Below are 20,812 nucleotides of genomic sequence, written 5' to 3'. Positions count from 1 at the left end.
ATACCAGTCGGGTTTCGCCCATGGCTCCACCCGACCTACGTTGTATTTGGCCAGCGCCAAACAATCAGTGCATCAGGGTATAGAGCTTCCGGCGATAGGTCCTTACGTCCGGGTTGTTGTTACCCAGCTTGTCGAACAGCTCGATCAGCGTTGTCTTGGCCACTTCGTCTTTGTACTTGCTGTCCACCTGCATCAGGCGGATCAGCAGGTCCATGGCCTCGGCGTTGTTTTCCTGTAATACGTGATGAAGTGCCAACTGGTGCAGTGCGTTCGGATCCTTCGGATCCTGCTCCAGCGCCATTTCCAGATCCTTGATCGGACGCAGTTCGGCCGACTGCTTCAGAAACTTGATTCGTGCTGCCAGCTGTTTGGCCTGGTGCTGCATTTTTTCTTCTGGAGGCAGACTTTCAAGGACCTGCTCGGCCGTTTCCAGATCACCCATTTCCGCCTTCAACTGGGCCAGGTCGATCAGGACTTTGAGATTTTCCGGGTCCTCCTGGTTCATCTGGGACAGGATAGCCAATGCTCCCTCCACATCGCCTTCTTCCCAGATCCGATGCGCCTTTTCATAGGGATCTTCCTTGGGGGCTTCCACGTGTTTGTCCAGAACCTTGCGGATTTCGCTTTCCGGCAGGGCACCGTTGAAGCCATCCACGGCCTGGCCGTTCTTGACCAGGATGACGGTCGGCAGGCTGCGCACGCCGAGACTGGAGGTAAGCTGTTCCTGCTCGTCGGCGTTCACCTTGGCCAGCATGAACGCACCCTGGTAATCCTCCGCCAGTTTTTCCAGCAGGGGCATCAACTGTTTACAGGGGGCACACCACTCGGCCCAGACATCCACCAGGATGGGCGTGCTTGCAGAGGCTTCCATCACCTTCTGCTGAAAGTTTTCCATGGTGACATCAAAGATGTAGGTAGAGTTGCTCATGCAAGGCACCTGAAAAGTCGAATGATTTGTTCGGAGTTGCCAGAAACATGGGGCCAACTCCCCGAAATTCAAGCGCCAAACGCGCTAACCCAAGTCCTTGAAATCACCGTATCTGCCGTTACATAGCTAGTAAGCAACACGCCGGGACAATCACTACGCAGCCTGTCCCGGGCCGATTCACAACCTTTCCGGATGGACACTCGCGGCATGAATGACGAGACGCAAAACGATTCTTTTGAGGAATTCGAAGAGGACGTGACCGAGTACATTGGCAAGGACGAGCATAGCAAAAGCCTTGCCCTGCCCCAGCAGATGATGCCCCGGCGCATGTACGTGCTGCCGGTTTCGAATCGGCCTTTCTTTCCGGCCCAGGTACAGCCGATAGTGGTAAACCAGAACCCGTGGCAGGAAACCCTGAAAAGGGTTGGTGAGACTGACCACAAGGTCATGGGCATCTGCTTCGTGGAAGAACCAGACGCTGAAGAAGGCGTCCCGGCCAGTGAGCAGCTGGAGACCATTGGCTGCGCCGTGCGTGTGCATCATGCCCAGAATGACAGTGGCAAGGTCCAGTTTATTGCCCAGGGGCTTCAACGTTTCCGGATTGTCCAGTGGCTGCGTCGTAAGCCACCGTATCTGGTGGAAGTTGAGTACCCGGCAGAACCGGAAGAAGACGCCGACGAACTCAAAGCCTACACGCTGGCCATTATCAGCGCCATCAAGGAGTTGCTACGTACCAACCCACTCTATGGCGAGGAGGTAAAACAATACCTGTCCCGATTCGGGCCGGACGACAGTTCACCTCTTGCCGATTTTGGCGCCTCAATGACCAGCGCTCCAGGCAAAGAGTTGCAGGATGTGCTCGACACCGTCCCCCTGCTCCGCCGCATGGAGAAGGTTCTTCTGCTGATGCGCAAAGAGCAGGAAGTTGCCCGGCTGCAGTCGGAAATCAGCGAAGAGGTGAACGCGAAAGTCCAGAAGCACCAACGCGAATTCTTCCTGAAGGAACAACTCAAGGTGATCCAGCGCGAGCTGGGCATGGCCAAGGACGACAAGACCGCCGATGTCGAGCGCTTCCAGCAGCGGATGGCGGAACTCAACCCGCCCGAAGCCGTGCAAGAGCGCTTCAACGATGAAGTCGAAAAATTGCAGGTGCTGGAACAGGGCTCGCCGGAATACGGTGTCACCCGAAATTATCTGGACTGGCTGACGCAGGTGCCCTGGGGCATCCATTCAGAAGACCACTTCGACCTGGCGAAAGCCCGCCAGATTCTCGACCGGGACCACGACGGCCTGGACGATGTCAAAGACCGCATCATCGAGTTTCTGGCTGAAGGGACCTTCAAGGGCGAGGTGAGCGGCTCCATTCTGCTTTTGGTCGGCCCGCCAGGTGTTGGCAAGACCTCCATCGGTCATTCCGTGGCAGACGCACTGGGGCGGAAATTCTACCGCTTCAGTGTGGGCGGCATGCGCGATGAAGCTGAAATCAAAGGCCACCGCCGCACCTACATCGGCGCCATGCCGGGCAAGTTTGTCCAGGCGCTCAAGGATTCCAAGGTGGCCAATCCGGTGATCATGCTGGATGAAATCGACAAGATCGGTGCGTCCTTCCAGGGCGACCCCGCGTCAGCCCTGCTGGAGACACTGGACCCGGAACAGAACCGCGACTTCCTGGACCACTACCTAGACGTGCGCATGGACCTGTCCAAGGTTCTGTTCATCTGCACCGCCAACCAGCTCGACACGATTCCACGACCACTGCTTGACCGGATGGACGTGATTCGGCTGTCCGGATACATCGCGGAAGAAAAGCTGGCCATCGCCAAGCACTTCCTGCTGCCGAGGCTGCTTAAACGGGCCGGGCTGCTGAAAAAACAGCTCAACATTACCGACGCCGCTATCAAGCAGATTATTGAGGGCTATGCCCGCGAAGCCGGTGTGCGAAGCCTGGAGAAGCTCCTGCACAAGGTGATTCGCAAGGGCATCGTAAAGCTGCTGGAGAGCCCGGACCAACCTGTGAAGGTGGGTGTATCGGATCTGCAGAGCTATCTGGGACAGCCATCGTTCAAGAAAGAGAAGTCGCTCAAAGGCATCGGCGTTGTTACCGGACTGGCCTGGACCGCCATGGGCGGGGCCACACTGAGCATCGAAGCATCCAGAATCCACAGCTCTCAGCGCGGCTTCAAACTGACCGGTCAGCTGGGGGATGTGATGAAGGAGTCCGCGGAGATCGCCTACAGTTATGTGTCATCCAACCTCAGACGCTTCAAGGGCGACCCGACTTTCTTCGACAAATCCTTCGTGCACCTGCATGTACCCGAGGGAGCCACGCCCAAAGACGGCCCCAGCGCCGGCGTCACCATGGCCACCGCACTGCTTTCCATCGCCCGCAAGGAAGCGCCACAGCCGAACATCGCCATGACCGGTGAGCTCACGTTGACCGGACAGGTGCTGCCAGTGGGAGGTATTCGCGAGAAGGTTATTGCCGCGCGTCGGCAGAAAATCAGTAACCTGATCCTGCCGGAAGCGAACCGGGGCGACTACGAGGAGCTGCCGGAGTATCTCAAGGAAGGGCTGTCGGTGAACTTTGCCAAACACTATAACGATGTATTTCAGGTGTGTTTTGGCAATAAGCCCAAGAGCGGGTCTTCGGTGCATTAATATCAGGAGAAAGCCTGGCTCATTGAAGTCAGGCTTTCTCTTTCCAGCCGTCGTCCTTCAATACCGACCCAACGGTCAGCACCGGCGACGCATCAATATCGTCGGCATCCATCATGTTGGCCACACGCTGGAGCGAGGCCAGAATCATGGTCTGCTCCCACTCGGCCAGACTCTGGAATTTCTGGATGAAATCCTCCTGCAGCGGATTCGGCGCCCGGGCCAACAAATCCGCCCCCTCATCGGTCAGGTGGGCATGCACTTTTCGCTTGTCCTGGGTACTGCGCACGCGATAAATCAGATTCCGGTGCTCCAGACGGTCCAGAATCGTCGTTACCGTTGCCTGGCTGAGACTGACCTTTTCTGCGATGGTGCCGATGGTGACTTCGCCAAGATCCCGAATCGTTCTCATGATCAGCAGCTGAGGCCCGGTCAGCCCGGCATGCTTGCTCAGGCGCTTTGAGTGGAGGTCAGTTGCCCGAATGACACGTCGTAAAGCCACCAGCACATCTTCATAACTGTTCACAGCAATGCTCCGATTCGGATTTCGCGATTTATTTACACCCCTAAGTATTAGAGGTCTTTGCACCGAGAATTGCAAGTCGGCGAGTTTCCCGGCATTTTTTCGGCCATCCACTATGCTAAGGTTTCGCCTTTATTCCATTTACGACAGACGGACGGAATACGCCCGATGATCAAGTTTTTCCTGCCTTTTCTTTTCATGATGACATTCGCCGGCACCCTCTACGGTCAGGATGAGCTGGGCCCCGAGAAAGAGCTCACTGCAGAAGACCTGGAAGAGAGCATCAAGACGCTGGAAGAGCCCATGTACACGCCCTTCGTGGAACTTTATCTGCTGGAAGAGAGTAAGGCGCTTCGCAAGGAGATGCAGAACACTCGCGCAGAACTCATTGAAAAGGTGGTCGACAAGGAACTGTCCGTTGCCGACAAAACCATGTCTTACGCGACCGATACGGTTACCTACTTCTTTTACTTGATCGCGGGCGCCACATCCATTCTCGTGGTTATCGGCTGGAACTCCATCCGGGATATGCGCAACCAGCTTACCAGTCTGGCGGAAAAACGGGTCAACGAGCTGGTGGTTGAATACGAGAAGCGCCTCGAATCCATCGAAGAACAGCTGAAGCAGAAATCAGACATCATCCACCAGAACCAGGCAGAGATCGAGCGCACCAACGAAGTGCACTCGCTGTGGCTCAAAGCCAGCCAGGAAACCTCCCAGCAGAACAAGATTGCCGCCTACGATCAGATTCTGGACCTTCGCCCCGACGATGTGGAAGCACTGAGTTACAAGGCAGACGCTGTTCTGGAAATGCAGGAACCGCTCTGGGCCATCAGTCTTTGCCAGCGTGCACTGAAGCTTGCACCGGATAATGGCCACGCGCACTATCAGTTGGCATGCGCCTATGCGGAAATCGGCCGTTGGGAAGATGCCGTCAGCACTTTGAAGAAAGCTATTGAAATTTCGGAGGCATACCGCGACGATGCATCCGTAGACGTCAGTTTTGACCAGCTCCGCGAACACGAGAGCTTCCGCGCGCTGGTTTCCCAGGATGAAGAAGACGGCACGGATGCGTGACACCGCTCAGAGCGGCACGGGATTTGCCTTTGCAGACAGGCCCGTGTTCCGGAGCAAGCGCCACCCGTCGGCTTGACAAGCAGCGAGGTGTGGTGTTTGTTTAACTCTCTGAGAACACAAGAATAACCCTGAAATAAAACAGGACAGACTCAATGAGAACTTCAGTAAAAAAACTCGTAACCGCTGTTAGCACTTCCGTAGCCCTGATGGGCGCTGGCCACGCCGCTGCCGAGATCCAGATCGGTATTGCCGGCCCCATGACCGGCCCTGTTGCCCAGTATGGTGACATGCAATTCTCCGGCGCCCGCATGGCGATTGAGCAAATCAACGCCAACGGCGGCGTGATGGGTGAAGAGCTGGTTGCCGTGGAATACGACGACGTGTGTGACCCGAAGCAGGCCGTGACCGTTGCCAACAGCCTGGTCAACGACGGCGTGCGCTTCGTGATCGGCCACCTGTGCTCCAGCTCCACCCAGCCCGCCTCCGACATCTACGAGGATGAAGGCATCCTGATGGTAACCCCGGCTTCCACCAGCCCGGAGATCACCGAGCGTGGCTATGAGCTGGTGTTCCGTACCATCGGTCTGGACAGCATGCAGGGACCGGTTGCGGCCCGCTACATCGCCTCCCAGAGCCCGGAACGCGTTGCTATCGTTCACGACAAGCAGCAGTACGGTGAAGGTATTGCCACCGCCGTTCGTGACACCCTGAAAGACGCTGGCGTTGAAATCGCCATGTTTGAAGGCATCACCGCCGGTGATAAGGACTTCTCATCACTGGTAACCAAGCTCAAGCAGGCCGATGTGGATTACGTCTACTACGGCGGCTACCACCCGGAGCTAGGCCTGATTCTGCGCCAGGCTGACTCCGCTGGCCTGGATGCCCGCTTCATGGGCCCCGAGGGCGTGGGTAACAAGGACATCAACACCATCGCCGGCGAAGCCGCCGAAGGCCTGCTGGTAACCCTGCCACCTGCATTCGACCAGAAAGCTGAAAACCAGGCGCTGGTGAAGGCATTTGAAGACAAGGGCGAGGATCCTTCCGGTCCGTTCGTTCTGACCTCCTACACCGCCGTTCAGCTTGTTGCCGAAGGCATTGAAGCCGCTGGCTCCACCGATCCGTTCGATGTTGCCGCTGCTCTTCGCGAGGGCACCTTCCAGACTCCGATCGGCACCGTTGAATACGACAAGGCCGGCGACATGAAGTCATTCGAGTTTGTTGTGTACGAATGGCATTCAGATGGAAGCAAAACTCCGGTAAACTAAGCCAAATCGTTAACAAACGGTAATCATGAGAGCACCTTCTCACCGCGATCCGGGAGAAGGTGTTTTTCTAGGCTCCTGTTGATCCTCCCCCACTTCCTGCACGGTTATCCCGGGCATGGGGTGTGGTAGCGGAGGGAGCAGGCTTTCGGAGTCCCATAACAATGCAAGACCTCCTGTATTTCTTTCAACAGCTCATCAACGGGCTGACGATCGGGAGCACCTATGCCCTGATCGCCATCGGCTACACGATGGTTTACGGCATCATTGGCATGATCAACTTTGCCCATGGTGAAATCTATATGATCGGTGCCTACACGGCGCTGATTGCCATTACCGGTCTGGCTGCCCTGGGCATTGCCTGGCTACCACTGATTCTGATTGTTGCGCTGATTTGCGCCATGATCGTCTCCAGCTCCATGGGCTGGGCCGTGGAACGGGTGGCCTACCGGCCTGTGCGGGGGCGCCATCGCCTGATCCCGCTGATCTCCGCCATCGGCATGTCCATCTTCCTCCAGAACTACGTCCACCTGGCGCAGGGTTCGCGGAACGTCGGTTTCCCGGCTCTGATCGACGGCGGTTTCAACTTCGGTTCCGGTGACGGCTTCCAGATGTCTCTGTCCTACATGCAGATCACGATTTTCATCACCACGCTGATCTGTATGACCGCCCTGTCTCTGTTCATATCCCGCTCACGGACGGGCCGAGCCTGCCGTGCGGTATCACAGGACCTGGGTATGGCCAACCTGCTTGGCATCGACACCAACCGGATCATTTCCGCAACCTTTGTAATTGGTGCGGCTCTGGCAGCGGTTGCCGGCCTGCTTCTGGGCATGTACTACGGTTCGGTTGACCCTCTGTTCGGCTTCATTGCCGGCTTGAAGGCCTTTACCGCGGCGGTACTTGGCGGCATTGGCAGCATTCCCGGCGCGATGCTGGGCGGATTGATACTGGGCGTGGCAGAGAGTATGACTTCCGGCTACCTCAGCGGTGAATACAAGGACGTTATCTCGTTCAGCCTGCTGATCCTGATTCTGCTGTTCAAACCCACCGGCCTGCTCGGCAAACCGGAGGTTGAGAAGATCTGATGGCTGCTAATAACTTCAGACACGCGCTGTTTTGCGCGATCATTACACTGATCATTTCCTACCCGATCATCGGCTTTAACCTTGAGGCCCAGGGCATCAACGTAACCCTGACCGGAGCCGATGCCAGCACCGTTGTCATGGTGTTGCTCGCTGCCGTGATCGTATTCCTGTTCCAGCTGTTCCGGGAACAGATCATGGGCGGCCTGAAAAGCCTCCCGCACCCCCTTCCCCAGGCCAGCAAGGAGCCCATGGCAGAGAATCGCCGGGCCAAGATTGAATCCTGGGTGCTGACAGGCATCGTGGTTCTTGCCCTGTTCTGGCCGTTCTTCGTATCACGGGGTGCAGTGGATCTGGCCACCCTCGTGCTGATCTACATCATGCTGGCCCTGGGCCTGAACGTGGTGGTTGGCCTGGCCGGGCTGTTGGATCTGGGCTATGTGGCGTTCTATGCCGTGGGCGCGTATACCTTTGCGCTGCTCTCCCAGTACATTGGTATTTCCTTCTGGCTGGCGCTGCCTATCGGTGCCCTGCTTGCCGCCCTGTTCGGTCTTGTGCTTGGTTTCCCGGTGCTGCGGCTACGGGGCGACTATCTGGCGATCGTGACTCTAGGGTTCGGTGAGATCATCAGGATCCTGCTGAATAACTGGACAACGCTTACCGGTGGCCCCAACGGCATTGGCGGCATTCCCGATCCGACCCTGTTCGGCATGGAGTTTGGTCGCCGGGTGAAGGAGGAAGGCAATACCTCGTTCCACGAAACCTTTGGCATCGCCTACAGCGGTGAGCACAAGGTGATCTTCCTGTACCTGATCGCCCTGGTACTGGCGGTGTTCACAGCTCTGGTCATCCGTCGCTTCATGCGCATGCCCGTTGGTCGTGCCTGGGAGGCACTGCGGGAAGATGAAATCGCTGCCCGCTCCCTGGGCCTCAGCCGCACCGCGGTCAAACTGTCGGCCTTTACCATCGGCGCGTTCTTCGCCGGTTTCGCCGGTACCGTGTTTGCCTCCAAGCAGGGCTTTATCAGCCCCGAATCGTTTGTCTTCCTGGAATCGGCCATCATCCTTGCCATCGTTGTACTCGGCGGCATGGGCTCCCAGATTGGTGTGGTGCTGGCGGCAATCGCTGTCACCATCCTGCCGGAACTGGCCCGTGAGTTCTCCGAGTACCGGATGCTGATCTTCGGTGCCGCCATGGTGCTGATGATGGTCTGGCGTCCGCAGGGCCTGATGCCCATGCGCCGCATTCACATTGAACTGAAAAAGCAGGAGTGACAGACGATGCTTGAAGTACAGAATCTGTCCATGCGCTTCGGCGGCCTGCTGGCGGTAGACGAAGTGTCTCTGGACGTCCAGGAACACGAGATTGTGTCCATCATCGGCCCCAACGGGGCCGGAAAAACCACCGTTTTCAACTGCATGAGCGGCTTTTACAAGCCGACTGGCGGCAAGATCCTGTTCGAGGGGAAGGAGGTACAGGGCAAGCCTGACTACAAGATCTCCCGACTTGGGATGGTGCGCACCTTCCAGCATGTTCGGCTGTTTAGCCAGATGACCGTGGTGGAAAACCTGCTGGTGGCGCAACACCGCCACCTCAACACCAACCTGATTTCCGGTTTGATCAAAACCCCCAGTTATCGGGCAAAAGAGCAGAAATCCCTGGATCGGGCCGCCTACTGGCTGGATCGGGTAGGCCTGCTGGATCTGGCCAACCGGGAAGCCGGCAACCTGGCCTATGGCCAGCAACGGCGCCTGGAGATTGCCCGCTGCATGGTAACGGAGCCCAAGCTGTTGATGCTCGACGAGCCGGCAGCCGGTCTCAACCCGGCGGAAACCAAGGAACTCAATCAGCTGATCGTCAGCCTGAAAGAGGACTACAACGTTTCCGTGGTGCTGATTGAGCACGACATGAGCCTGGTAATGGATATTTCCGATCGCATCAACGTCATCAACCAGGGCCGCCCCCTGGCCAGTGGCACTCCGGAAGAAATCCGCCAGAACGACGACGTGATCAAAGCCTATCTGGGCGAGGCCTGAGGTAAACACATGCTAGTACTAGAAGATGTCCATACCCATTACGGCAAGATCGAGGCCTTGCACGGCGTGTCTGTCGAGGTCAAAAAGGGTGAGATCGTCTCGCTGATCGGCGCCAACGGCGCGGGCAAGACTACCCTGCTGATGACCGTTTGCGGGAATCCCCAGGCCAGCTCCGGTCGCATTTTCCTGGAGGGCCGTGAGATCACCCGCGAACCCACCGCCCAGATCATGCGCTCCGGCATTGCCATCGTTCCCGAAGGACGGCGGATATTCTCAGGCCTCACCGTTGAGGAAAACCTCCACATGGGTGGTTTTTTCAACACCAAGGCGGAAATCCGCAAGAGTATCGATCACGTCTATGAGCTCTTTCCGCGTCTTCAGGAGCGGGAACATCAGCGTGCCGGCACCATGTCCGGCGGTGAGCAGCAAATGCTCGCCATCGGGCGGGCCCTGATGAGCAAGCCGCGCATGATCATCCTCGACGAGCCCTCCCTGGGCCTGGCACCGCTGGTGATCAAGCAGATTTTCGAGATCATCGGCCAGCTTCGCGAGGAAGGCATCACCGTCTTCCTGGTCGAGCAGAATGCCCACCAGGCGCTGAACCTGGCCGACCGGGGCTACGTGCTGGAAACCGGCAAGATTCGGCTGCACGACACGGGCAAGAATCTTCTGGAAAACCCGGATGTCCAGAACGCCTATCTGGGCGGTTGATTCAAACTGTCCAAAAGCTGCCTGGAACCGGTGCGTGGCAACATGCACCGGTTTTTTTTTGGGCCAAATCAAATACTCACCAATCTTTAAACTTGCGTTGGCTGGATATCAACTATACTCAGACCAACGGTCAACCTGTCTCCACAAGACCAGTCAGGGCCGTTTTCGCAATGCTGCTCCACGCCAGGGGCAGCATTGTGTATTGCGACGACAGCTTTAAACCACAGAAAGGAGTGGATAATGAAAAAACTGATCGCAGGTGCAATTCTTCTTGGTGCTTCCTCCATGGCCTTTGCCCAACCGGGTTGTGGTGTAGGCGCCATGATCTGGAAAGGACAGTCCGGTATTGCCCCCCACGTACTGGCTGCAACCACCAACGGAACCTTTGGTAACCAGACCTTCGGTATGACCACAGGCACCCTTGGCTGCCAGACCAACCAGTCTGTTCAGTCCATGGCCATGTACATGGACAGCAACATCGACAAGGTTGCCCGTGACATGTCCCGCGGTTCCGGTGAAAACCTCGATACCCTTGCGGTATTGCTGGGCGTGGACGAAGCGGACCGTGACACCTTCCGCAAGGTGCTGCAGGACAACTTTGCCACCATCTTCCCGAGCTCTGACACCACCTCCGGCGAAGCGGTCGATGCCATCGTCGCGCTGCTGGAGAAAAACGAGTCACTCAGCAAATACGTAGCAGCCTGATCCAGGCTCGCTGAAGGGACGCGCTCTTGCGCCAGGGACGGCGCATCGCTCCACTCTCTACCGTTCAACCCCGGATGCAGCACATTCCATGGGCAACATGCTTCGCATTGGGCCAGCCCTGATCTGGCTCGCAGTCAGCCTGCCAACCCAGGCCGATACTCCTGCAGATACATCCGAGCTCCATCTCGATCCTGCCTGGCTCACACTGATCCATTACCAGCCCGACACTTTCGGCGATGGCTACACCAGCCAGGCAGACGACCCGGCCTTTTTTCTCAGCGAAGACGGTAAGCGCTCGCCAAAGTCAGAGCTGCAGGCCACTCTGGAGGCAATACAGAAGCCCGGCGAGGGTGATGACCACGCACGCTGCCAGTTTCCGGCAAGAACCAAATGGCTGCAGCAAGAGCTGAATCTGGCGCTGCCCGAAGTCAGCTGCCCCGGATATCAGGAATGGTCGGAGACACTCAACACTGAAACCGTGACCCTGGTGTTCGCCGCCTCCTACCTGAACAGTCCGTCTTCCATGTTCGGTCACACGTTCCTGCGCCTGGACCCGCCCCAGGACGACGAAGAAACCAATCTGCTGCTGGCCAACACGATTTCCTACGCAGCGGATGCTGCCGCTCACGACAGTGAACTGCTGTTTGCCTACAAGGGTATTTTTGGCGGCTATCCCGGAATAACCACCGTCCAGCCCTACTACGAAAAAATACGGCTGTACTCGGACATCGAGCATCGGGACCTGTGGGAGTACAAACTGAACCTCACACAGGAAGAAGTGGACCTGATGATCGCCCACGCATGGGAAATCAGGGATCGTAACTTTGACTACTATTTCTTCGACGAGAACTGTGCCTACCGCCTGCTGGCACTGATAGACATCGCGCGCCCCGGCACTGACCTTCTGGGCGAAGTAAGCACTCACGCGATTCCCTCGGACACCGTCCGCTGGGTAGTGGACAAGAACCTGGTCAGCGATGTGTATTACCGGCCGTCAGCCGCCACCTCGGTGGCCTACAGCCTTTCGACCCTGCCCGACGACCACCAGACCCTCTCGGCGGCCATTGCCAACGGTTATGTAGACGCCGATGCCAACGAGGTGAGCTCGCTGCCAGCCGAACAGCGAGCCCATATACTGGACGCGACCTACGATTATGTTCGTTATAAAAGCGAGGCCGACGGCTGGCCCCGGGAAATCGCGGCGCCACTCTCCCATGACCTTTTGAGAGAGCGCAGCCAGATCAACAACGTCCCGCCACCGGAAGAACCGCCCAGGCCGGTTGTGAGGGACGACCAGGGCCACGACACCTTCCGGATGAGCCTCGGGGCAGGCCAACTGGCACACAGGGAGTTCACTCAACTGACCCTGCGCCCCGCCTACCACGACATACTGGACCCTCCGGCCGGCTACCGCACCGGCGCCCAGCTCCAGTTCCTCCGCCTCGACGCGCGCTTGTATACAGACAACAACGAGCTGCAACTGGAACAGCTCACCGGCGTGGAGATCCGCTCATTGAGCCCGCGGAACGCCTTTCTCTCGCCACTGTCATGGCAGGTAGGTTTTGGTGGCCGCCGCACTGACACTGGCAACGACCGGGTTCTTACCCCCTATCTCGAAGGCGGCGCAGGGGGCAGCTGGAGCCTTGGCCATCAGACCCAGGCGTTTGCCATCGCTACCGCCGACCTGGAAATCGACGACGACCTGCGCCGCGGCTACGATGCTGCCCCGGGCGCTGACATCGGCCTGCTCCATCAGAACAACCAGTTCAGCCTGCTAGCCGGTGCCAAAACCAAGGCCTGGATCGTCAGCAGCCAGCACCGCCAGGACCAGCTCTACGCCAAAACCAACTGGCACATCGGCCGCGAGTTCAGTCTGTTTGCCGAGTTCACCCGGGAAGACCACTACGACAGGTACCAGAGCACATGGCACGCCGGAATCCACGCGTATTTCTGAACGCCACCACGGCCCGGTTTAGCGGGCTTCTGGTTGCGCTTCTGCTGCTATCCGGTTGCAGCAGCGTCTTCTTCTACCCGGATCGGGCGACTTACATCACCCCGGACCGGCTAAACCTTGAATACGAAGACATCTACCTCGACACAGCCGACGGCGAAACCCTCCATGGCTGGTGGCTGCCCGCAGAAGCCCCTGAGAACAACGCTAGGGGCACGGTCTACTTCCTCCACGGCAATGCCCAGAATATCAGCAGCCACATCCTGAACGTGGCCTGGCTGCCCGAGAGAGGCTACAACGTCTTCACCATCGACTACCGGGGCTACGGCCAATCCACCGGCGACCCGGACATCGAAGGTGCCCTGCACGACGTGGAAACCGGCCTGCGCTGGCTGGTGAAGAAGCCGGGAGCAAGTGAACGTCCGCTATATGTCCTTGGCCAGAGCCTCGGCGGTGGACTGGGCATCGCCCTCGCAAGTGAATGGACCCAACGGCAGGAGCAACCCCGCCTGGACGGCGTCATTCTGGACGGCACATTCTCAGGCTTCCGAAAAATCGCCCGGGAAAAGCTCGGTGAATTCTGGCTTACCTGGACACTCCAGATTCCGCTGAGCTTGACCATTCCGGACGACTATGAGGGGGTAGATCACATTCCCAGGATCAGCCCGGTTCCCGTTATGGTAATCCACAGCGTTCGGGACGGAATTATTCCGTTCCATCATGGCGAAGCACTGTATGAAGCTGCGGAGCAGCCCAAGGAGTTTTTGCAGACGGATACGCCTCACGGGGCGACGTTTGTTATTCCCGGGTACCGGAGGGAAATGATTCGGTTTATGGAAAGTGGAGAATAGAGTTCTGGTTTTGTCGGATTACGCCTTTGGCTAATCCGACCTACGGCGTTTACCTGTGATGCACGGGCGGGTGTTGGGTTTCCCTTTTCAAAAGTGTTGAGGGCCAAGGACGGCCCGAAACAAGCGCACATGGATGTGCTCGTAGCGTCTTTTGAAAAGGGAAACCCAACAGCCGCTTGCAACCAAGCCAAGCACAATAAAAAACCCGCCAATCCAGAGGAAAGGCGGGTTTTTATTAAGCCCGAAAACGATCAGGCAGAGAAATCGGTCGGCTGATCGCCTTCCTTGATTTCCTTCATGGACAGTTTAACGCGACCACGGTTGTCCACATCCAGGACCTTCACCAGAACTTCCTGACCTTCGCTCAGCTCGTCAGTCACGTTCTCGATGCGGCGATCAGAGATCTGGGAGATGTGCACCAGACCATCTTTGCCAGGCAGGATGTTTACAAAGGCACCGAAGTCAACAATGCGCTCAACGCGGCCCTTGTAGATAGCACCCACTTCGATCTCGGCCGTGATTTCCTTGACCCGGTTCACCGCCGCCTGGGCAGCTTCCTGATTGTCGGCGTAGATCTTCACGTTGCCGTCATCATCCAGATCGATGGAAGCACCGGTCTCATCACAGATCGCACGGATAGTAGAGCCACCCTTACCGATAACGTCGCGGATCTTCTCCGGGTTGATCTTGATGGTGGTGATGCTCGGAGCGCGGGCAGACAGCTCGGCACGCGGGGTAGCGATAACCTTGTTCATCTCGCCAAGGATGTGCAGACGCGCAGCGTGAGCCTGCTCAAGCGCGATTTCCATGATCTCGTCGGTGATGCCGTTGATCTTGATATCCATCTGCAGGGCAGTGACGCCCTCCTGGGTACCGGCAACCTTGAAGTCCATGTCACCCAGGTGATCCTCGTCACCCAGGATGTCGGTCAGAACCGCAAACTTGTCGCCTTCCTTGACCAGACCCATGGCGATACCGGCAACCGGTGCCTTGATAGGTACGCCCGCGTCCATCAGTGCCAGGCTGGAACCACAGACCGAGGCCATGGAGCTGGAACCGTTGGACTCGGTGATCTCGGAAACCGCACGGATGGCGTACGGGAATTCTTCCAGGGTCGGCATGACCGCCAGAACACCACGCTTGGCCAGACGACCATGGCCCACTTCGCGGCGGCCCGGTGAGCCAACACGACCAGCTTCACCCACGGAGTACGGAGGGAAGTTGTAGTGGAACAGGAACGGATCCTTGCGTTCACCTTCCAGGGCATCGATGATCTGCACATCGCGGGACGTACCCAGTGTGGTGGTCACGATGGCCTGGGTCTCGCCACGGGTAAACAGGGCGGAGCCGTGAACGCTGGGCAGAACGCCCACTTCGATTTCGATCGGACGCACGGTCTTGTTATCACGACCGTCGATCCGGGGCTTGCCATCGATAACCTGCTGGCGAACCACGCTCTTCTCGATCTTGCCGAAGTACTTTTTGACTTCGTCTTCGGAAGGCTGGCCTTCCTCTTCACCGGCCAGTTTTTCAACTGCAGCGGCTTTCACCTCGCCCAGACGCTCATAGCGGGCCATCTTGTCACGGATACCGTAGGCTTCCTCAATGGCACCGGCGAACTCGGCCTTGATGGCATTCAGCAGCTCGGTGTTTTCCGGCTCCGGCTGCCAGTCCCAACGGGGCTTGCCAATCTCAGCAGCGAATTCCTTGATAGCGGCAACCGCTGTCTGCATTTCCTGGTGGCCATAGAGCACACCGCCCAGCATCTGGTCTTCGGTCAGGCCCTTGGCTTCGGACTCAACCATCAGCACCGCGTCTTCCGTACCGGCTACGACCATGTCCAGCAGGGAGGTTTCCAGCTCTTCGAAGGTCGGGTTCAGGAAGTAACCGCGCTCGTTGGTGTAACCCACGCGGGATGCGCCGATGGGACCATCGAACGGAATACCTGAAATGGCCAGCGCCGCAGACGCAGCCAGCATCGCGGCAATATCCGGATCCTGGTTCTTGCTGGAGGACATGACCGTGGTGATGACCTGGACTTCGTTCATGAAGCCGTTCGGGAACAGCGGACGAATCGGACGGTCGATCAGGCGGGAAGTCAGGGTTTCCTTCTCGGAAGGACGACCTTCGCGCTTGAAGAAACCACCCGGGATTTTGCCCACGGCGTAGGTCTTCTCGAAGTAGTTTACGGTCAGCGGGAAGAACGGCTGGCCTGGCTTGGCTTCTTTCGCGCCGACAACGGTACCGAGCACGGAAATGTCATCCACGGTTACCAATACAGAACCGGTTGCCTGACGAGCAATACGGCCGGTTTCCAGAGTGACGGTCTTGCCGCCCAGCTCAAATGATTTCTTGAAAGGTTTCAGATCCACAAAAAACTCCTGGTCTATCTGGTCCAGATTGATTCGTTCCGAGCGCCCCTGCGCTCGAAACCATAGTCCTGCAGGTGATGCGCTGTGGTCTGAAGAGCAACCCGTCTGAAAGCTAACAGGCTGTTGCAAAACCCCGGTCTGGGAGGCGGCAATTCCAGAGGCCGCCGGGCCCGGGCTTTTCAACAACCTGCTATCAATTTCGGCTTTCCATTACGACAGGGAATCCTTCGAACACACAGACAATCCAACTGCAGCGGGAGAAAAACACAACCAGCAGACCCCACAAAGGGCCTGCTGGTCGACGGCTGCCACCGAACAAGCCGGCGCAGCCCTCAGGTCGCAGAGACCCGGATTAGCGACGCAGACCCAGACGCTGGATGAGCTCCAGGTAACGGTCGGCGTTCTTGCGCTTGAGGTAGTCCAGCAGCTTACGACGCTGGTTAACCATCCGGATCAGGCCACGGCGGGAATGGTGATCCTGCTTGTTGGCCTTGAAGTGATCCTGCAGCTTGTTGATGTTGGCGCTCAGCAGAGCTACCTGAACCTCAGGGGAACCGGTATCGCCATCACCTTGCTGAAAATCCTTAACGATCTGTGCTTTCTCGTTGGCAGAAAGTGCCATAACTCACCTCATTGTTTGCGATGCTTTCGAATACGGCCGAACCGCGCATCTCTACAGCCCGGCTAAACAGCGGCGCGTCTAACGCTTTCCGCTATTCTTCACCAGTCGGCGCGGGACCAGATTGGTCTGCTCGCCTTCCGGGAATGCTTCTGCCAGCCCCACAAAGCTTTCATTTGCGCTCTCGTTTGCATAGAGACGCACGAAGCCTTCGTAAGCCTGACCCGGTATTCTAACCGGTTGTCCGTTCAAGATCGATACCAGCGCCTGCCCCGCCAGACGGTGCTCGGGGAACATCGACAGAGCGGCATCCGGTGCCACCAGGAGACCATCGAGGCTCTCACCCCGTTCGCGCATCGCCTCGAGATCACTGACGGCATGGGCATTCGCCAGGGTAAACCCTGACGCCATGGTGCGGCGCAATGCAGTCACATGGGCACCGCAACCGAGAGCTTCACCGATATCCTCAACCAGTGAGCGAATGTACGTACCCTTGGTGCAGCTGACCGCGATATCCAGTTCGTTCTCACGAATGTCCAGCAGCGTCAGTTCGTAGATGGTCACCGGTCTTGCCGGACGCTCAACCTCGATACCCTCGCGGGCATATTCGTAGAGTGGACGCCCCTTGTGCTTGAGCGCCGAATACATGGAGGGAACTTGCTGGATATCACCCCGGAAGCCATCCAGTACCGGCTCAAGCAAGTCTGCGGTCAGACCGTCTGGTACAGGCTTTTCGGCAACGACCGCGCCCTCGCTGTCACCGGTTTCGGTTCGGATTCCGAGCCGGGCGGTGGCAATGTAGGCCTTGTCGCTGTCGAGCATCATCTGGGAGAACTTGGTGGCCTCACCGAAGCATAGCGGCAGAACGCCGGTCGCCAGGGGGTCAAGGGCGCCGGTATGGCCGGCCTTGGCCGCCCCGAACAGACGCTTGACCTGCTGCAGAATGCCGTTGGAGGTCACACCCTGCGGCTTGTCGATAACCAGAATACCGTTGACGTCACGGCCTTTGCGTCTGCGGCTCAAGCGTTACGCTCCGGATCATCCTGGTCGTCGTCTTCATTCCGTTGCACGGCCGGCTTGTCGCCGACTGCTTCGCGAATGAGGCTGTCCATCTTGCGGCTGTAACCCTGCAGCGTGTCGAAGTGGAACCGCAGCTGGGGTACGACCCTCAGCTTCATCGCGCGGCCTACCTGGCCCCGCAAAAAGCCCGAGGCCTTGTTCAGCACCGCAATCGATTCCTTGACCTCCGGCGACTCCTCCGTCAGTTCCTCGGTGGAAAGCAGAGACACATAAATATCAGCGTAGCCAAGGTCACGACTGACCTTGACCGCGTTTACCGTGACCATGCCCACCCGCGGGTCTTTGACCTCCCGCTGGATGAGCTGGGCCAGTTCCCGTTGCATCTGATCGCCGATGCGATCAATACGACTGAACTCTCTTGGCATCAGGTTTCCTTCAAAATCGGCCGCATCAGGCGCCGGTGGACTCAAGCTTGCGCTCGACCCGGACGCGATCGAAGACCTCGATCTGGTCGCCGACTTTTACGTCGTAACCCTTAACGCCAATACCGCATTCCATGCCGTTACGGACTTCAGGCACGTCGTCCTTGAAGCGGCGCAGGGATTCCAGCTCGCCTTCAAAGATAACCACGTTGTCCCGCAGAACCCGGATCGGCTTGTTACGGTAAACGGTACCTTCAGTAACCATACAACCGGCCACCTGACCGAACTTCGGCGAACGGAACACGTCACGGACATCGGCAATACCAACGATGTCTTCGCGGAATTCCGGAGCCAGCATACCGGTCAGAGCTGCTTTCACATCATCAATCAGGTTGTAGATGATGCTGTAGTAGCGCAGATCCAGACCTTCCTGCTCGACCAGGCGCTTGGAAGCACTGTCGGCACGCACGTTGAAGCCGAAGATAACCGCGTTGGTTGCCATGGCCAGGCTGACGTCGGTCTCGGCAATGCCACCCACACCGGACGATACGATCTTCACCTGGACCTCGTCGTTACCGAGATCCTGCAGGGCCTTGGTGATGGCTTCCAGAGAACCACGAACGTCGGTCTTGAGCACCACATTGAGGGTTTTGACCTCGTCTTTGCCCATGTTCTCGAACAGGTTCTCGAGTTTGGCCGCCTGCTGACGCTGCAGACGCTGCTCCCGCTCGCGGCTCTGGCGGAATTCAGCCAGCTCTTTGGCCTTCTTCTCGTCGGCAACGGCGAAGAACTCGTCACCGGCATCCGGTGTACCGTTCAAACCAAGGATCTCGACCGGAATCGACGGGCCTGCTTCCTTGACCTGCTTGCCAGCTTCATCGGTCATCGCCCGGACCTTACCGAAGTAGGAGCCGGCCACAACCATGTCGCCCTGACGCAGGGTACCGTTCTGAACCAGTACGGTTGCCACGGAACCACGTCCACGCTCGAGACTGGATTCAACAACCACACCCTTGGCAGGCGCATCAGTGGCTGCCTCAAGTTCCAGTACTTCCGCCTGGAGCAACAGTGCTTCAAGCAGGTCTTCGATACCCTCACCGGTGTGCGCGGAAACTGGCACGAACTGGACATCACCGCCCCAGTCTTCCGGAATCACTTCCATACCGGCCAGTTCAGTCTTGACGCGGTCGGGATCGGCTTCTTCCTTGTCCATCTTGTTGATGGCGACGACGATCGGAACGCCGGCAGAGCGCGCGTGATCAACCGCTTCCTTGGTCTGGGGCATGACACCATCATCGGCAGCAACCACCAGAACCACGATGTCAGTACACTGCGCACCGCGGGCACGCATGGCAGTAAAGGCCGCGTGGCCCGGGGTATCCAGGAAGGACACCATGCCGTGATCGGTTTCCACGTGATAGGCACCGATGTGCTGGGTAATGCCACCAGACTCCCCGGAGGCCACCTTGGTACGGCGGATGTAGTCCAGCAGGGAGGTCTTACCGTGGTCAACGTGACCCATTACGCTCACAACCGGAGCGCGCTTGGTTTTTTCGCCACCTTCGAAGGAGAACTCGCTCAGAACCTCTTCCTCGAACGCGTCTTCACTGACCGTCTTGGCTTTATGGCCCAGCTCCTCGGTCACCAGAACCGCAGTTTCCTGGTCCAATGCCTGGTTGATGGTAGCCATGACGCCCATGCCCATCAGGGTCTTGATGACATCCGCCGACTTGACCGCCATACGCTGGGCAAGGTCACCGACAGAAATCGTTTCTGGAATCTCTACTTCTCTGACCATTGGTTTGGTCGGCCTCTCGAAGCCATGACGCTTCTCTTTGGGTTTCTTTTTCGCACGCAGCGGCTTACGCAGCGTGGTCTCTTCCTCGTCCTCGGAGATAACCAGCGGCTCTTCCACCGGGCGGCTGCGAGGACCACGATGGCCAGCCTGTTTCTTCTTAGGCTTGCCCTCTTCAATCTCGTCGCCGCGCTCGCGAACTTTCTCTTTCTTTTTCTTCGGCTTGCGATCCTTGCCTTCGCCCTCGGGCGGCGGCATCGGCATGTCTTCCGGAGCGGGAACCGGCTCGGGCTCAGGCTCGGGCTCTTTCTTCGGCTCTGGTTTTTCTGCCTGTTCCGGCTGCTCGGATGTTGCTGCCTCGGCCGGCTTCTCTACCTCAGCCTGCGGCGCCTGCTCGGCTGCTACCTTTGGCGCCTCTTCAACCGGTGGTTGCTCCGGCTGCTGCTCTGCTACCGGCTCTTCCGGTTTCGGTGCTTCAGCCTCAGGCTGCAATTCAGCCCGTTTGATGTAGGTACGGCGCTTGCGAACCTCAACATTGACGGTCTTTGCCTTGCCGGCCTTGAGCGTGGTGGTGGTCTTACGCTTCAGGGTAATCTTGCGCGGTTCGGCGTCTGCCTCGCCGTGAGTTTTTCTCAAATAGGCCAGCAACTGCTGCTTCTCATCGCTGGAGACAGAATCATTCTCGGAGCGGGCTTTCAGGCCAGCCTCCACAATCTGCTTCAGCAAACGATCCACGGGAGCGCCTACATCTTCGGCCAGTTGTTTTACCGTTACTTCAGCCATACTGGTCCTCCTCCCGA

The 20,812-nt window shown here is 57.9% G+C and carries 17 protein-coding genes; 10 read left to right on the top strand and 7 right to left on the bottom strand.

The window, feature by feature from the left end; translation table 11 throughout:
- Window positions 1-64: 64 nt before the first annotated feature.
- Window positions 65-928, bottom strand: a complete 864-nt coding sequence (gene trxA, locus ABNF92_RS13785) for a thioredoxin (RefSeq protein WP_349342456.1) — start codon at window positions 926-928, stop codon at window positions 65-67.
- A 207-nt stretch (window positions 929-1,135) separates the two neighbouring features.
- Here trxA and lon point away from each other — a divergent pair, with 207 nt between their 5' ends.
- A complete protein-coding gene (lon, locus tag ABNF92_RS13780) occupies window positions 1,136-3,586 on the top strand; it encodes an endopeptidase La (RefSeq protein WP_349342455.1) in 2,451 nt (816 codons plus the stop codon).
- 28 nt (window positions 3,587-3,614) lie between these two features.
- Here the strand turns inward: lon and ABNF92_RS13775 are convergent, their stop codons facing one another.
- Window positions 3,615-4,109, bottom strand: a complete 495-nt coding sequence (locus tag ABNF92_RS13775; RefSeq protein WP_349342454.1) for a MarR family transcriptional regulator — start codon at window positions 4,107-4,109, stop codon at window positions 3,615-3,617.
- A gap of 165 nt (window positions 4,110-4,274) precedes the next feature.
- Here ABNF92_RS13775 and ABNF92_RS13770 point away from each other — a divergent pair, with 165 nt between their 5' ends.
- The 9 genes from ABNF92_RS13770 to ABNF92_RS13730 all read left to right on the top strand — a co-directional run bounded on the left by ABNF92_RS13770 (window position 4,275) and on the right by ABNF92_RS13730 (window position 13,784).
- A complete protein-coding gene (locus ABNF92_RS13770; protein ID WP_136631386.1) occupies window positions 4,275-5,183 on the top strand; it encodes a tetratricopeptide repeat protein in 909 nt (302 codons plus the stop codon).
- Between the two features lie 152 nt (window positions 5,184-5,335).
- Window positions 5,336-6,448, top strand: coding sequence for a branched-chain amino acid ABC transporter substrate-binding protein (locus tag ABNF92_RS13765; RefSeq protein ID WP_064230016.1), 1,113 nt, complete (start codon window positions 5,336-5,338; stop codon window positions 6,446-6,448).
- Window positions 6,449-6,609: 161 nt separating this feature from the next.
- Window positions 6,610-7,533 (top strand): high-affinity branched-chain amino acid ABC transporter permease LivH, encoded by a 924-nt coding sequence (livH, locus tag ABNF92_RS13760; protein WP_069181899.1) that lies wholly within the window; start codon window positions 6,610-6,612, stop codon window positions 7,531-7,533.
- Window positions 7,533-8,804, top strand: a complete 1,272-nt coding sequence (locus ABNF92_RS13755) for a high-affinity branched-chain amino acid ABC transporter permease LivM (RefSeq protein WP_069181900.1) — start codon at window positions 7,533-7,535, stop codon at window positions 8,802-8,804. The genes livH and ABNF92_RS13755 overlap by 1 nt, the downstream gene beginning before the upstream one ends.
- A gap of 6 nt (window positions 8,805-8,810) precedes the next feature.
- Window positions 8,811-9,566 carry a high-affinity branched-chain amino acid ABC transporter ATP-binding protein LivG gene (livG, locus tag ABNF92_RS13750; RefSeq protein ID WP_069181901.1) on the top strand — a complete coding sequence of 252 codons (756 nt, stop codon included), beginning with the start codon at window positions 8,811-8,813 and terminating at the stop codon, window positions 9,564-9,566.
- 9 nt (window positions 9,567-9,575) lie between these two features.
- Window positions 9,576-10,277, top strand: a complete 702-nt coding sequence (locus tag ABNF92_RS13745; RefSeq protein ID WP_136631388.1) for an ABC transporter ATP-binding protein — start codon at window positions 9,576-9,578, stop codon at window positions 10,275-10,277.
- 240 nt (window positions 10,278-10,517) lie between these two features.
- Window positions 10,518-10,982: a DUF3015 domain-containing protein gene (locus ABNF92_RS13740; protein ID WP_069181903.1), complete on the top strand. Its 465-nt coding sequence runs from the start codon at window positions 10,518-10,520 to the stop codon at window positions 10,980-10,982.
- A gap of 88 nt (window positions 10,983-11,070) precedes the next feature.
- Window positions 11,071-12,936, top strand: coding sequence for a DUF4105 domain-containing protein (locus tag ABNF92_RS13735; protein ID WP_349342453.1), 1,866 nt, complete (start codon window positions 11,071-11,073; stop codon window positions 12,934-12,936).
- Window positions 12,906-13,784: an alpha/beta hydrolase gene (locus tag ABNF92_RS13730; RefSeq protein WP_349342452.1), complete on the top strand. Its 879-nt coding sequence runs from the start codon at window positions 12,906-12,908 to the stop codon at window positions 13,782-13,784. Before ABNF92_RS13735 ends, ABNF92_RS13730 begins: the two co-directional genes overlap by 31 nt.
- Before the next feature lie 251 nt (window positions 13,785-14,035).
- On the opposite strand, the gene pnp is transcribed toward ABNF92_RS13730, so the two are convergent.
- The 5 genes from pnp to infB form a co-directional block, all read right to left on the bottom strand.
- Window positions 14,036-16,156, bottom strand: coding sequence for a polyribonucleotide nucleotidyltransferase (gene pnp / locus ABNF92_RS13725; RefSeq protein WP_069181906.1), 2,121 nt, complete (start codon window positions 16,154-16,156; stop codon window positions 14,036-14,038).
- A gap of 352 nt (window positions 16,157-16,508) precedes the next feature.
- Window positions 16,509-16,778 (bottom strand): 30S ribosomal protein S15, encoded by a 270-nt coding sequence (rpsO, locus tag ABNF92_RS13720; protein WP_008171539.1) that lies wholly within the window; start codon window positions 16,776-16,778, stop codon window positions 16,509-16,511.
- A gap of 78 nt (window positions 16,779-16,856) precedes the next feature.
- Window positions 16,857-17,798 carry a tRNA pseudouridine(55) synthase TruB gene (gene truB, locus ABNF92_RS13715; protein ID WP_209400100.1) on the bottom strand — a complete coding sequence of 314 codons (942 nt, stop codon included), beginning with the start codon at window positions 17,796-17,798 and terminating at the stop codon, window positions 16,857-16,859.
- Complete coding sequence (gene rbfA, locus ABNF92_RS13710) at window positions 17,795-18,220, bottom strand: 30S ribosome-binding factor RbfA (RefSeq protein WP_136630324.1); 426 nt, start codon at window positions 18,218-18,220, stop codon at window positions 17,795-17,797. Before rbfA ends, truB begins: the two co-directional genes overlap by 4 nt.
- Before the next feature lie 25 nt (window positions 18,221-18,245).
- Entirely contained in the window at window positions 18,246-20,795 is a 2,550-nt protein-coding gene (gene infB, locus ABNF92_RS13705) for a translation initiation factor IF-2 (RefSeq protein WP_291908303.1), read from the bottom strand.
- Window positions 20,796-20,812: the final 17 nt, after the last annotated feature.

Origin of the sequence: Marinobacter sp. MMG032 (assembly GCF_040112695.1) — a bacterium.
GTDB lineage: Bacteria > Pseudomonadota > Gammaproteobacteria > Pseudomonadales > Oleiphilaceae > Marinobacter > Marinobacter salsuginis.
The sequence above is the reverse complement of the archived record's forward strand: the minus strand, read 5'-3'. Positions and strand labels throughout refer to the sequence as shown.

Excerpts from the sequence above, each read along its gene's own strand:
- ABNF92_RS13765 (WP_064230016.1), top strand. The coding sequence starts at position 5,336 with ATGAGAACTTCAGTAAAAAAACTCGTAACCGCTGTTAGCACTTCCGTA.
- ABNF92_RS13755 (WP_069181900.1), top strand. The coding sequence starts at position 7,533 with ATGGCTGCTAATAACTTCAGACACGCGCTGTTTTGCGCGATCATTACA.
- rpsO (WP_008171539.1), bottom strand. The coding sequence starts at position 16,778 with ATGGCACTTTCTGCCAACGAGAAAGCACAGATCGTTAAGGATTTTCAG.
- livG (WP_069181901.1), top strand. The coding sequence starts at position 8,811 with ATGCTTGAAGTACAGAATCTGTCCATGCGCTTCGGCGGCCTGCTGGCG.
- trxA (WP_349342456.1), bottom strand. The coding sequence starts at position 928 with ATGAGCAACTCTACCTACATCTTTGATGTCACCATGGAAAACTTTCAG.
- ABNF92_RS13740 (WP_069181903.1), top strand. The coding sequence starts at position 10,518 with ATGAAAAAACTGATCGCAGGTGCAATTCTTCTTGGTGCTTCCTCCATG.
- ABNF92_RS13730 (WP_349342452.1), top strand. The coding sequence starts at position 12,906 with ATGGCACGCCGGAATCCACGCGTATTTCTGAACGCCACCACGGCCCGG.
- ABNF92_RS13745 (WP_136631388.1), top strand. The coding sequence starts at position 9,576 with ATGCTAGTACTAGAAGATGTCCATACCCATTACGGCAAGATCGAGGCC.
- ABNF92_RS13770 (WP_136631386.1), top strand. The coding sequence starts at position 4,275 with ATGATCAAGTTTTTCCTGCCTTTTCTTTTCATGATGACATTCGCCGGC.
- ABNF92_RS13735 (WP_349342453.1), top strand. The coding sequence starts at position 11,071 with ATGGGCAACATGCTTCGCATTGGGCCAGCCCTGATCTGGCTCGCAGTC.
- livH (WP_069181899.1), top strand. The coding sequence starts at position 6,610 with ATGCAAGACCTCCTGTATTTCTTTCAACAGCTCATCAACGGGCTGACG.
- lon (WP_349342455.1), top strand. The coding sequence starts at position 1,136 with ATGAATGACGAGACGCAAAACGATTCTTTTGAGGAATTCGAAGAGGAC.
- infB (WP_291908303.1), bottom strand. The coding sequence starts at position 20,795 with ATGGCTGAAGTAACGGTAAAACAACTGGCCGAAGATGTAGGCGCTCCC.
- rbfA (WP_136630324.1), bottom strand. The coding sequence starts at position 18,220 with ATGCCAAGAGAGTTCAGTCGTATTGATCGCATCGGCGATCAGATGCAA.